The following is a 13,159-nucleotide window of genomic DNA, read 5'->3' as shown; positions in this document are numbered from 1 at the left end:
AGCGTGCAGATAGGCCTTGTCATATCATCGTTTTTGCATGTTGCGATATTAAGCTGGGCTTTGCTCTCGTTTAATGCGCCCAAAACACTTGCGGTTGCCGATGTTGAATCCGTACCTGTTTCGATTGTCCCAATTGAAGATTTGACGCAAGTTCTTGAAGGTGTAAAGGAAGCAACAGCGAAGAAAAAGCCTGCGCCTAAAAAGACTGAAGTTCGGACGAAAGTTGAAGACGCTCAGAATACTGGTGAAAACGCTGTCGATTTAAAGAGCCTTAAAGTTCCAACACCAAGTGAAAATGAAGTGGTGTCTAAAGCACCGCCAAAATCCGAAGACAAGCCTAAGCCAACCGCGGAGCCATCACTAAAGCCAGAACCTGTTGAGCAGGTCCAACCAAAACCAGAGACAAATGCGACAACCGCAACAGAGATCGCAGCTCTTCCGAAGGAAGCGACACCAGTTACGCCCGATCCGGTCAAAGAAGCTATAAATTCAAGCGAACCTGAAGCTGAAAAGCGAGTTGAATTACCCAAGACAGGTCCTGTTCCGATTTTAAGAGAAAAATCAGCGCCAGCGAAAACGGCTAAAACCCCGGAACGTAAGAAAACTGAGGTCGCGAAAAAAGAAACGTCATCATCTAAGAAAAGTGATTTTAATTCAGACGAGATTGCATCACTCTTGAATAAACAAGATGCACAAGGTGGCGGTGCGAAACGGTCAGCCAGAGATGAAGGCTTGGGCGTGAAAACAACGAAGCCTGCCGGCAAACTCTCACAAAGTGAAATGGATGCACTTCGCGGGCAGATCCAAAAATACTGGAATATTATTCCCGGATTAGCAGATGGGGGTGAAATTCGGGTGACGGTTTCCATGCAGTTGGATAAGTCCGGCAATATTATCGGTCAACCCGATGTTAATGCAACCGGTGGATCTCAGTCAGTCCGAACAACGCTCGCGGGAAGTGCACGACGCGCCGTGTTAAGAGCGCAACCATATAATTTACCTCTCGATAAATACGACACGTGGTCAGAAGTTGTTGTTAATTTCGACCCCAGCCAGCTTTTCTAATAACAGGATAAGGTCTTATGCTTCAGCTTAAAAACCTACTCATTTCAATATCTGCCAGCTTGGTATTAATCGCGGTGCCTTTGACTGAGGCTCATTCGCGTGTCGAAATTGATATCAATCAGGCAAATATTGAACCTTTGCCAATTGCGGTGTCTGACTTTGTGTCAGGTGAAGCCGTTGGCAAACAGATGAGTGATGTCATTGAAGCTGATTTGAAGCGATCAGGATTGTTTCAACCGGTCCAGAAGCAGGCATTTATTCAGAAAATCACGGACCCAAACGCAACTCCGCGCTTTGATGATTGGCGCGTTATCAATGCTCAAGCTTTGATAACTGGCGGCGTTACCAAAGAAGCTGATGGGCGTTTAAAAATTGAATTCCGACTTTGGGATAGTGTTGCTGGCGAACAGCTTATTGGTCAACGTCTTTTTGCCCAACCTCAAAACTGGCGGCGTGTGGCGCATATTATTTCTGATGCGATCTATGAGAATTTGACTGGTGAAAAGGGTTACTTTGATACTCGGGTTGTGTTTGTATCTGAAAGTGGCCCGAAGACGGCACGTATAAAAAAATTGGCGATCATGGATCAAGATGGCGCGAATTTGAGAACACTTACGAATGGTGATGACCTTGTGCTTACACCCAGGTTTTCGCCAAGTAAGCAAGAAATAACCTACATGTCTTTTGAAGGTGGGCAGCCACGAATTTATCTTCTCCAACTTGAAACAGGTCAGCGTGAACTTGTCGGTAATTTTCCAGGTATGACATTCTCACCCAGGTTTTCACCCGATGGTCAAAAGGTGATTATGAGCCTGCAAGAAGGTGGTAATGCGAACATTTATACAATGGACCTGCGCACACGTAGTACTACACGGCTAACCAATACGAGCGCCATTGATACATCGCCATCTTATTCGCCTGACGGATCTCAGATAGCATTTGAGTCTGATCGTGGAGGACGACAACAGCTTTATATTATGGATTCAAACGGAGGCAATCAGCGTCGTATCTCATTTGGTAGCGGATCCTATTCGACACCTGTATGGTCGCCGCGTGGCGATTTGATTGCTTTTACAAAACGTGCGGGTGGTAAGTTTTCAATTGGTGTGATGAAGACGGATGGGTCGAATGAACGCATCCTAACGACAGGTTTCCATAATGAGGGGCCGACATGGGCGCCAAACGGCCGTGTGTTGATGTTCTTTCGTCAGCCTGCTGGATCGGGTGGCCCTCAATTGACCAGTATCGATCTAACTGGGTATAATGAGCAACAAGTGACAACCCCGAATTTTGCATCGGATCCCGCTTGGTCACCTTTACTTGAATAGTCTGATTTTCGCCTGAATTTAGTCATGAAACCACCACAATTTGGGGCTTTTTAGACAGCAGTAAGAGTCTATTAACCCTGTCTATTGAGAGCAATTTAACTTTGAGTGGTTATATTTTGTCAACTTTATTTCATCAAGGAGACCGGGTATGAGCGGTTTAGCATCTTTGTCACACAGTCGTGTTTTAATTGCGCTCTTTCTGGGCCTGACATTGGCAGGTTGTGCATCTAAGAAAAACCAATTGCCAAACAATGTAGGCGATTTAGGATTAACGGCTAACGGCGCTGTGCCTGGGTCGTTGCAGGATTTTACACAGAACGTTGGCGATATTGTTTACTTCGATACGGATTCGTCGGTTATTCGCGGTGATGCAGCAAACATTCTCGTCAAGCAAGTCGCTTGGTTAAATCAATATCCTGATAAAATTATCACGATTGAAGGTCATGCTGATGAGCGCGGCACACGTGAATATAACCTTGCGCTCGGTGCCCGTCGTGCCGCAGCTACAAGAGATTATCTAATTTCACAAGGCCTGACTTCCGCAAGAATTAAAACACTATCACTTGGTAAAGAACGTCCAGTTGCAGTTTGTGATGATATTTCATGCTGGTCGCAAAACCGCCGTGCGCAAACCAAACTACTTGGTGTAAATAGCTAGACTAACGTTTAGTTACTTTTGATAACTCTTTCGCAATCGCGTCGTAAATGGCGCGGATGCGTGCTGATTGTTTCAAAGCTTTGTTTGCAGTGAGCCAAATTGGAATCGGTGGTATATCGATTTCATCAAATAAACGAACAAGGTTATCCGACTGTTGTGCAATTACCACCTGTCCGACGCCTATTCCTGCACCTGCTTTTAGTAAATGCCAATAGGCCGCTTGATCATCACACCGCACTTTGAAAAAGCTGCGGTCAACTTGCCATCCAAGTGCGCGCATGCCCTTTATCATTAGCTCAGATCGATCATATCCAATCCAGTCATGCTCCATTAATTCTGTCATCGATTTGGGGATACCATTTCGAGTGATGTAATTTTTAGATGCAAAAATGCCTATCTCCGTATCACCAACATGTCGTGTAATGATATCAAGTTGGTCAGGTCTATACATGCGAATTGCAATATCAGCTTCGTGGAACAAAAGATTTTCGCTTTCATCACTTGCATGAAGTTCCAGCTCAATATTTGGAAACTTGGAACGTAGCTTTGCAATAATTTCTGGTAGTATGAAGTTGGACATGACAAGCGAGGCTGTTATGCGAACGGTTCCAGAAAGTTCGTCTTTCTCATCCAAAGCTAGCGTTATTAATTTTGCCGCCGAGATGTGCATTTCCTTCGCTATTTTGAGAAGTTGGACACCTTGATCTGTCAAGGACAAGCCATGTCGTTCCCTTGTGAATAACTGAGTTTTGAGTGCTGTCTCAATTTTTGCGATGTCGCGTCCAAGTGTCGGTTGGCTTTTACCAAGATGGTGTGCGCCACCTGTCAATGAGCCATGCTCAGCTACTGCGATGAATGATTGGATGAGTGACCAATCGAGATTCTTAAAATAATATGCCATTCAATTATGAATTTCTAATATAGATATTTGGGTAATTTAACATTGAAATTGAATATCATAATTTCCTTTCAACGGCAATGAAAGGATTAGATTATGGCGAAGACAGTTCTCATTTTAGGCGCATCTGGAAAGATAGGTAGACATTCCAAGGCGGAATTTGAAAAGGCTGGATGGGACGTAAAGATATTTAATCGCAGGCACGATAATATGATTGAGGCTGCTGAGGGCGTAGATGTAATAATCAACGGTCTTAATCCGGCGGGTTATAAAAACTGGGCGACGCAGATTCCCAAAATTACAAATCAGGTCATCGCTGCAGCTAAGTCAGCCAGGGCGACAATTATTGTTCCGGGAAATGTATATGTTTTTGGGAAACAAGCAGGAGTATGGGACGAGAATACGCCCCATCGAGCTGATACCAGAAAAGGCAAAATTCGCATTGAAATGGAAGAGGCATACAAAGCGGCTGCCAGTGAATTTGGCGTACAGACTATAATATTGCGGGCAGGGGATTTTATCGACGATAAACGTAGTGACACGTTGATGGGTATGGGAATTTTGTCAGGTCTCGAAAAGGGTGCGATCAATGCGCTTGGTGATCCGAACGCAAAACATACATATTGTTATTTGCCAGACTGGGCTAGAGCATGTGTGCAAGTGTCAGAAAAACGAAACAAACTGAATGTGTTTGAAGACATTCCGTTTCCAGGGTCAATCTTCTCCATTAAGGAATTAGCCATCACTTTATCGGAGAAATTGGGCAGGCAGGTAAAAGTCAAGAAGTTTCCTTGGGCGCTTATTTACTTAACAAGCCCGTTTTGGAAAACTGGGTATGAGATGATTGAAATGCGATATCTCAATGACATAGATCACTCACTTTCGCCGCAGAAGTTTCGTTCCATTCTGCCTGACTTTAAAACAACAGGCATAGATGAAATCATGTTCTCTGAGGCGCGGGCTTAATTGATTACACTCTCACGCAAGCGGGTTGTGTGATATATATCTGTCACGATATTGATCGCGTATGTGGAGGGTTTAGATGGCAGACTTAAAAACAAAACCTCATGATGGTTCGGTGCTTGACTTCTTAAATGCTGTGGACCACAAAACTCGCCGCGAGGATGCGTTTAAAGTTCTTGAAATATTTGAACGCGTTACTTGTGATCCACCTGTAATGTGGGGACCTAGTATCGTGGGTTTCGGGCAATATCATTATAAATACGATAGCGGTCGCGAAGGTGATTGGCTTCTTGCCGGATTTTCGCCTCGAAAGGCACATCAGGTGATATATATGATGGGATGCTATCATTCTGGCGGATTTGATGGTCAGCAGGAGCTGTTCGCAAAGCTTGGAAAGCACAAAATGGGAGCTTCGTGCCTTTATATCAACAAACTTGCGGATATAGATATTGATGTATTGGAAGATATTATCGACCGATCCTGTCAGCTCATGCGCACGAAATATCATTGATTATAAAGTTTTGCTTGTTTAGACAGGAAACGGGACATTGTGTTGGAGGCGTTTTCTTAGCCCCACAGGACAGAGGAGCACAAAAATGTCGAGTGTATTGCGTTTCATCACGAGCGGCCTTGCTGCGGGTTTTCTAATAATGTGTACTTTGGGGGCAAACGCGCAAATGTTACCCAAGGCGGGAATTCCTTTAGATATATCAACGGGTATTCAAACCGAGCGATCATTGCCGATTGTAAAAATACAGAATGCTGATCAAGGCACGCGTGTTTTGCAGCTCGAAGAGCAAATCAGGCAATTAACCGGTCGCCTCGAAGAACTGGGTTTCCAAATGCTGCAAATGCAAGAGCAGATGCGTCAGATGCAGGAAGATAATGAATTTCGTTTTCAAGATCTCGAACGGACTAAAGCAAATGATCAGTCTAGCGTTGCGCCCAAAGCCGACCGCACGGAAACGGACGCTACCAATATACAAATTGGCGAGGTTAAGGTTGATGCAAATGGAAATGTGACATCGCAGAAAAATACAAGTAGCGATGTTGAAAGTGAATTATATAAAGCTGGATATGCGCAAGTGTTGGCCGGGGACTATGCGACTGCCGCTAACACATTTCGCAGCTATCTGGCAAAATTTCCAAATGGGGCGGAAGCCGCAAACGCAAATTACTGGTTGGGTGAATCACTATATTCCCAAGGGGATTTTCGCGAAGCAGCGCGTATTTTTCTAGACGGCCACAAAACCTTTCCAGAATCGCCAAAGGCACCGGACACTTTGTTGAAACTTGGGATGTCACTAGTGGCTTTAGATAATCGTGAAACGGCCTGCGCGACGTACGATGAAGTGTTAGTACGTTATCCGTTATCTTCAAAAGCTGTGAAAGACAAGGTCGCAAGTGAACGATCACGTGCCAAATGCTAGTCTGCTGATCCGACAAGCAGAATATTTTCTAAAATCTTTAAAACCTGGCCCCCTAGCAATTGCTGTTTCTGGTGGTAGCGATAGTTTGGGTGCGCTTTTTGCTATCAGTGAAGCAAGTAATTCCGACAGGGAGATTATCTGCTTTACTGTCGATCATCAACTCCGCACGGAGGCTGCCGATGAGGCTTTATATGTTGGTGAAATTTGCCGGTCTCTTGGTATCAAGCACCAAATCTTAAAATGGGTGGGTGAAAAACCTGTTTCTGGAATTCAAAAAGCGGCGCGGCATGCGCGTTACAAGTTGCTGGCCGATGCATGTGCTGCGAAAAATGCTGTAGGTGTCGTCACCGGACATATCCAAGACGATCAGCTTGAAACCGTAGCCATGCGGTCTGCTAGAAATAACTCTGATGCGGCGAGGGGGCTAAGTGGTATGGCACCTGCTACATTGTTCTATAATCAAATGTGGGTATTTAGGCCCTTTTTAAGCACAACAAAGGCAGAATTTCAAACGTTCCTTGATGCCAAAAATCAAACCTGGATCGAAGATCCGTCTAATCAGGATGATCAGTTTGAGCGCGTTCTCGTTCGCAAGCAAGCCGATTTTGTGATCGGGTTGCCCGAAATTATGCGTGCACAAAAGTTGCGTACAAAGATTGCTATCGCAGCAGCGGAGTACCTGTCAACATACTGCATCGTTAAGGATGGCTTGATTGCCGAAGTGGAAATCAAGCTCGATGATATCCCTGTATTATTGCGCGCAGTTGAGAGTTTAATCTGTGTTATTGGTGGACGAAATCGAACACTAAGTAGCCAACAATTGGAACGTCTTGAGAGGTTTACACGATCTGATAACCCAAAACCAATGACCTTAGGTCGTGCTTATATAGCGAAGAAGGCAGGTATGCTCTTCTTACGGCGCGAAAATCGAAATTTGGATGTCATAGAAATTGGTGCGCAATCAGATAGCATGTGGGATGGACGATATTGGATCAAAAACAACCATCAGAAAACACCATTAGTTGTCTCTGGTGATAGTCAAATGGAGGGATTTCCGCCCAAACTATTTTGGAAAATCGACGATGTGGATAGCAAGATCGACACCAATGAAAGCGACCCGTTTATCTCTGTCCGAAGATATGTCAATAAGTTCGACGAAGTACTAACTTTTTTCGACATGCCCCTAGCTACGGAGATTGCAAAACTATTTGCATCTCGTGGCATCAAAGCCAGTCCATTTGTTGGTGACCCTTAATTCAGGACAAAAAATCGCGCATTTTCGTTAACTGATTAGCGAACTTCGCAATTGTTCCCTTGGCAACAGGCTCTTAGCTCCCTATATGATGGGATAAGAAAGCATAATAGTATGCTGTGATTTTTTCGGGAAAGTCGATGAACCCTAATTTACGTAATTTTGCACTCTGGGCCATAATTGGATTATCACTTATTGGTCTATTTAATATGTTCCAAAGCCCAACTGATGGCGCTAGCGGTCAGAAGATCGCCTATTCTCAATTTCTGGAAAATGTAGATGCTGGTCGTATCGGCGATGTAACTATTTCAGGCCAGCAAATCTTTGGGAGTTTTAGAGATACTGGTACGAAGTTTCAGACGTATTCTCCGGGTGATGCCGATTTGGTTCAGCGCCTTGAATCAAACAATGTAACCATCAACGCGCAGCCTGAGTCTGATGGCTCTGGCTTCTTGGGTTACTTTATTTCATGGCTGCCAATTCTTGTAATTCTGGGTGTATGGATATTCTTCATGCGCCAAATGCAAGGTGGGTCTCGTGGAGCTATGGGTTTTGGTAAGTCAAAGGCCAAGCTTTTGAATGAAGCTTCTGGTCGTGTGACATTTGAAGATGTTGCGGGTGTTGAAGAAGCTAAGGAAGATTTGGAAGAAATCGTTGATTTCTTGCGCGATCCTCAAAAGTACCAGAGACTTGGCGGCCGTATTCCGCGCGGTGTTTTGCTCGTGGGCCCTCCGGGTACTGGTAAAACTCTTCTTGCGCGTTCTGTTGCTGGTGAAGCAAATGTGCCGTTTTACACAATTTCAGGTTCTGACTTTGTAGAAATGTTTGTCGGTGTCGGTGCATCTCGCGTGCGTGATATGTTCGAGCAGGCAAAGAAAAATTCACCTTGCATCATCTTTATTGATGAGATCGATGCAGTTGGTCGTCACCGCGGCGCAGGCGTTGGCGGGGGTAATGATGAGCGTGAGCAAACATTGAACCAGCTATTGGTTGAAATGGACGGGTTTGAAGCAAACGAGAGTATTATTTTGATTGCTGCGACCAACCGTCCAGACGTGCTTGATCCTGCACTTCTAAGGCCCGGACGTTTTGATCGTCAGGTTGTCGTGCCTAATCCTGATTTGACTGGTCGTGAAAAAATCTTGCAGGTACATGTCCGTAATGTGCCACTTGCACCAAATGTCGATCTAAAAGTTATTGCACGCGGGACACCCGGGTTTTCCGGTGCGGATTTGATGAATCTCGTTAACGAAGCTGCTCTACTTGCTGCTAGACGAAACAAGCGTCTTGTAACTATGCAAGAATTTGAGGATGCTAAAGATAAGGTTATGATGGGCGCGGAACGTCGTTCAACGGCTATGACCGAAGAAGAGAAGAAACTAACCGCTTATCATGAAGCCGGTCATGCTATTTTGGCAATAAATGTGCCAGCTGCTGATCCTGTACACAAAGCGACAATTATTCCTCGCGGACGCGCGTTAGGCATGGTGATGCAGTTGCCAGAAGCTGACCGCTATTCCATGAGTTATAAATGGATGATTTCTCGTCTTGCTATTATGATGGGTGGACGTGTGGCGGAAGAGGTAACTTTCGGAAAAGAGAATATTACTTCTGGTGCATCTTCGGATATCGAACAAGCTACAAAGCTCGCTCGTGCTATGGTTACGCAATGGGGTTTTTCTGATGAGCTTGGGCAGGTTGCCTATGGTGATAATCAACAGGAAGTTTTCCTGGGTCATTCAGTTGCACAGTCTCAGAATATGTCTGAAGAAACTGCGAATAAAATTGATGCTGAAGTTCATCGTTTGATTGATGAAGCGACTGCCACAGCTCATAAGATTTTGAAAACCAAGAAAAAGGACTTCATTGCTATAGCAGAAGGCTTGCTTGAGTATGAGACACTTAGCGGTTCTGAAATTGCAGCCATAATTAAAGGTGAAAAACCCGCGCGCGATATGGGTGATGATACACCACCAAGCCGTGGTAGTTCAGTTCCATCCGCGGGTGTTAAGAAGGAAGCCCCTAAGGGTAAGGGTGCTGAGCCTGAACCTGGAGCGGAACCAACTCCAGAATAGGAAGGGGCTCTTTGAGCCCTTTTTTGTTGGCAGTTGGTTTAACGTAATTTGAACAAAGACTTTATATAAGCGTCATGTAGTTTTGATTTTCGGGGATAATATGAGCAAACGTTATTTTGGTACAGATGGTATTCGAGGCCGCTCTAACACATCACCTATGACCGCAGACATAGCAATGCGGGTGGGTGCTGCTGTTGGCAACTTGTTTCGTAACGGCGATCACCGACACCGCGTCGTGATAGGTAAAGATACCCGTCTTTCTGGTTATATGATCGAAAATGCGCTGGTTGCTGGTTTTACTGCTGCCGGATTGGATGTTTTTTTGCTCGGCCCAATTCCTACGCCTGGGGTTGCTATGCTGACGCGGTCGATGCGCGCAGACATTGGTGTGATGATTTCTGCATCTCATAATGCCTATCAAGATAATGGTATTAAACTTTTCGGACCCGATGGTTTTAAACTTTCTGATGATATCGAGTCTCGTATAGAAGACATGATTGATACCGATTTTGAAACACTTTTGGCGAAACCCGATGATATTGGCAGAGCCAAACGCGTTGAAGGCGATATTTATCGATATATTGAATTTGTAAAACGCACTCTGCCGCGTGAGTCTCGTGACCTAACAGGCTTACGGATTGTGATAGATAGTGCCAATGGTGCGGCATATAAAGTAGCGCCATCGGTTCTTTGGGAGATGGGTGCGGAAGTGATTTCACTTGCCGACACACCGAACGGAACAAATATTAATTTAAATTGCGGTTCAACTCACCCAGATAGATTGATCGAAAAAGTGCTTGAGACAAGAGCTGATATCGGTATCGCGCTGGATGGAGATGCTGACCGTGTGCTTATCGTCGACGAAAAAGGTGCCATTGTTGATGGTGATCAGCTCATGACACTTATTGGCGAATCTTGGGCCAAAGAGGGGCGTTTGCAGGGTGGCGGCGTTGTGGCTACTGTGATGTCAAATTTGGGTATGGAACGTCATTTGGCGGACAAAGGTCTGGAGCTGGCACGTACAAAGGTGGGTGACCGTTATGTTGTTGAACATATGCGTAAGCACGAATTTAATTTAGGTGGTGAGCAATCAGGTCATATTGTGATGACTGATTATGCGACGACTGGAGACGGTCTGGTTGCGGCCTTGCAAATTCTGGCCTGTGTTCAAAAATCTGATTGTCCTGTCAGTGAAGTGATGAAACGTTTTGAACCCGTGCCGCAACTGTTGAGAAATACCAAATATTCAGGAGGCTCTCCACTAGAGCGTCCTGATGTGAAAGAAGCAATATCAGATGCTGAGGCCGAAATGGGTGACAGTGGGCGACTTGTTATAAGAGCGTCTGGCACCGAACCGCTTATTCGCGTTATGGCTGAGGGTGATGATGCTGCTCAGGTTGAAAAAATCGTAGATGGATTAATTGACCTGATTTCAGATTAAGAAGCGAATAAATTTAACGAATTGTTAATCAAAAAAATTAGGAATTGCTCTTTAAGTTAGCGAGCCATTAACCTTTATAAATCATTATCAGCGACAATACGTATGTGAGAGACGCCTATGTTGGGTGCTTCACACTGGTTCACTGATGGAGTGATTTATGAAAAAGATGCTAGCTAGCACAGCAATTCTCTCATTGGCAGGCTTAACGTCCGCTTTGGCCGCAGATATAGGTTCTCCGCCAGTGGTTTATCCGCCGGTTATAGAAGAGCCCGTTTATCATGCGCCAGAAGTTCATGCTTCATCCGGTTGGTATCTACGTGGCGATGCTGGATACGGCTGGAATCGATTACGTGGTATTACATACTCAGTAAGTGGCGGGACTAACGATTTTACGACAAGCAAACTTAAGAGAAGTTTCTCGGTTGGTGCAGGTGTTGGCTATCAGTTTAACAAACGTTTTCGTTCTGATTTGACTTTGGACTACATCACGAACACTAAATTTACTGGTTCAACAGTTGGGAGCTGTGGAGTTGGTAATCCTTGTACATCGACTGATTTGGCATCCTATACAGCTTGGAGTTTACTTGCTAATGCTTATGTAGATCTATTTACCTATGGTCGTGTAACAGCTTATGCGGGGGCAGGACTTGGTGCAACCTATATTGATTGGGGTGATTTGCGTAACACATCTTGTCTAACGGCCACGCCGACGACGTGTGATCCAACAATTACACATGCTGGTGCTTATGGGTGGCGTGCAACGGCTGCCCTCATGGCAGGGGCGTCGATCAAGATTACTTGCGGGTTAGCGGCAGATGTAAACTATAGATACCGTTATATGGCTGGCGGACGTATGTTTGGTTACTCTACTGGCGGTGGTCCGGGTTTCACCAAAGCTATCCATACGCACGAAGGGCGCGCGGGTCTGCGTTATAGTTTTGGCGGCTGTGCTGATACCTACATACCCCCTTATGAGCCACCGACATTGCCTCCTGTTTATAAATAGGACGATTTTCAATAGTTTTTTTAAACGCCGGCAATTGCTGGCGTTTTTATTTTGTGCAAATGCGATCAGGTTAACAGCAGCATAATAAACATGGTTAACGTAAGATTAACCACTAGAGACGATATTGGCAGCATTAGGCCCTTCAAACAGGGGCGCGCAATTTTGTGAGAAAGCTGATGTCCATCGTTATTCGTCCAGCAATATGTCTAGTTTTTGGTATGTTGTGTGCTGTTAATACAACGCATGCGTTGGATTTGGACAAAGCTATAACTTTACCAGATGCACCGGTGACCCTACCAATTACCGAGGCAAAGGGATGGTACCTTAGGGGTGATATAAGTACGAGCTTTAAAACGTTAAACAGGTCGCATTCATTCTCTACATTTTCAGTTGGCAATAGCTATCGTGCTGGTACAGCGACCAATTCGAACTTTAAGGAAAACAGCCTATCAGGTGGTGTGGGTATCGGTTACCGTTTTAACGATGTATTCAGAGCTGACGCTACGGTGGATATATTCAGCGGTAGTGGTACAGTTTCTGGAACAAGTTTAGATAGGTGCCCAGGCGCGCTTGGAGGTACAAATTGCGCGCTCACATCAAGTGGTAAATTTACAAGCTATGGCCTTATGGCAAATGCATATGTTGATCTTGCAACAGTTGCTAAATTTACACCGTATGTTGGCGCTGGCATCGGTGCAACACAAGTAAATTGGGGTGAGTTTAATGGAACGGGCTCTTGTATAGGCGGTGGTTGCGGTGGTGTAGCTGATGTCAATATAAAGAATTCAGGCCTTTCACAATGGCGAACTACCTGGGCTTTGATGACGGGCGTCAGTTATGAATTATCCGAAAAAGCGAAATTGGATTTTGGGTATAGATATAGCCGAACTTCTAGCGGTAAAATGTTTGGGTATGATTCTGCCTCCACTGCGCTTGGCGCTAGCGGTACTCAAGCCCGTGATGGAGGTTTTGACCGTCACGAAGTTAGAGTTGGTTTGCGGATTGCCGCTTGGTGATTTTCTAAGGTATTGAAAATAAATTGA

The 13,159-nt window shown here is 45.0% G+C and carries 12 protein-coding genes; 11 read left to right on the top strand and 1 reads right to left on the bottom strand.

Annotation, left to right across the window (positions count from 1 at the left end):
- Positions 1-3: 3 nt before the first annotated feature.
- The 3 genes from G3W54_RS10770 (at position 4) to pal (ending at position 3,051) form a co-directional block, all read left to right on the top strand.
- A complete protein-coding gene (locus tag G3W54_RS10770) occupies positions 4-1,065 on the top strand; it encodes a cell envelope integrity protein TolA (RefSeq protein WP_162653052.1) in 1,062 nt (353 codons plus the stop codon).
- Positions 1,066-1,082: 17 nt separating this feature from the next.
- Positions 1,083-2,393: a Tol-Pal system beta propeller repeat protein TolB gene (gene tolB / locus G3W54_RS10765; RefSeq protein ID WP_162653051.1), complete on the top strand. Its 1,311-nt coding sequence runs from the start codon at positions 1,083-1,085 to the stop codon at positions 2,391-2,393.
- 148 nt (positions 2,394-2,541) lie between these two features.
- Positions 2,542-3,051 carry a peptidoglycan-associated lipoprotein Pal gene (pal, locus tag G3W54_RS10760; RefSeq protein ID WP_162653050.1) on the top strand — a complete coding sequence of 170 codons (510 nt, stop codon included), beginning with the start codon at positions 2,542-2,544 and terminating at the stop codon, positions 3,049-3,051.
- Position 3,052: 1 nt separating this feature from the next.
- Here pal and G3W54_RS10755 read toward each other — a convergent pair whose 3' ends face one another.
- Positions 3,053-3,952: a LysR family transcriptional regulator gene (locus G3W54_RS10755; protein ID WP_162653049.1), complete on the bottom strand. Its 900-nt coding sequence runs from the start codon at positions 3,950-3,952 to the stop codon at positions 3,053-3,055.
- Positions 3,953-4,045: 93 nt separating this feature from the next.
- On the opposite strand from G3W54_RS10755, the gene G3W54_RS10750 reads away from it, so the two are divergent.
- The 8 genes from G3W54_RS10750 (at position 4,046) to G3W54_RS10715 (ending at position 13,132) form a co-directional block, all read left to right on the top strand.
- Positions 4,046-4,915 (top strand): NAD-dependent epimerase/dehydratase family protein, encoded by an 870-nt coding sequence (locus G3W54_RS10750; protein WP_162653048.1) that lies wholly within the window; start codon positions 4,046-4,048, stop codon positions 4,913-4,915.
- Positions 4,916-4,991: 76 nt separating this feature from the next.
- A complete protein-coding gene (locus G3W54_RS10745) occupies positions 4,992-5,423 on the top strand; it encodes a DUF1801 domain-containing protein (protein WP_162653047.1) in 432 nt (143 codons plus the stop codon).
- An 85-nt stretch (positions 5,424-5,508) separates the two neighbouring features.
- Positions 5,509-6,342, top strand: a complete 834-nt coding sequence (gene ybgF / locus G3W54_RS10740; RefSeq protein WP_162653046.1) for a tol-pal system protein YbgF — start codon at positions 5,509-5,511, stop codon at positions 6,340-6,342.
- Positions 6,317-7,597, top strand: a complete 1,281-nt coding sequence (gene tilS, locus G3W54_RS10735) for a tRNA lysidine(34) synthetase TilS (RefSeq protein ID WP_162653045.1) — start codon at positions 6,317-6,319, stop codon at positions 7,595-7,597. The genes ybgF and tilS overlap by 26 nt, the downstream gene beginning before the upstream one ends.
- Before the next feature lie 137 nt (positions 7,598-7,734).
- Positions 7,735-9,669 (top strand): ATP-dependent zinc metalloprotease FtsH, encoded by a 1,935-nt coding sequence (gene ftsH / locus G3W54_RS10730; protein ID WP_162653044.1) that lies wholly within the window; start codon positions 7,735-7,737, stop codon positions 9,667-9,669.
- A 100-nt stretch (positions 9,670-9,769) separates the two neighbouring features.
- Positions 9,770-11,110, top strand: coding sequence for a phosphoglucosamine mutase (gene glmM, locus G3W54_RS10725; RefSeq protein WP_162653043.1), 1,341 nt, complete (start codon positions 9,770-9,772; stop codon positions 11,108-11,110).
- A gap of 157 nt (positions 11,111-11,267) precedes the next feature.
- Positions 11,268-12,116: an outer membrane protein gene (locus tag G3W54_RS10720; protein WP_162653042.1), complete on the top strand. Its 849-nt coding sequence runs from the start codon at positions 11,268-11,270 to the stop codon at positions 12,114-12,116.
- A 176-nt stretch (positions 12,117-12,292) separates the two neighbouring features.
- A complete protein-coding gene (locus tag G3W54_RS10715; RefSeq protein ID WP_162653041.1) occupies positions 12,293-13,132 on the top strand; it encodes an outer membrane beta-barrel protein in 840 nt (279 codons plus the stop codon).
- Positions 13,133-13,159 lie beyond the last annotated feature (27 nt).

Source organism: Lentilitoribacter sp. Alg239-R112 (assembly GCF_900537175.1).
Classification (GTDB): domain Bacteria; phylum Pseudomonadota; class Alphaproteobacteria; order Rhizobiales; family Rhizobiaceae; genus Lentilitoribacter.
This window is presented reverse-complemented; position numbering and strand designations above follow the sequence as displayed.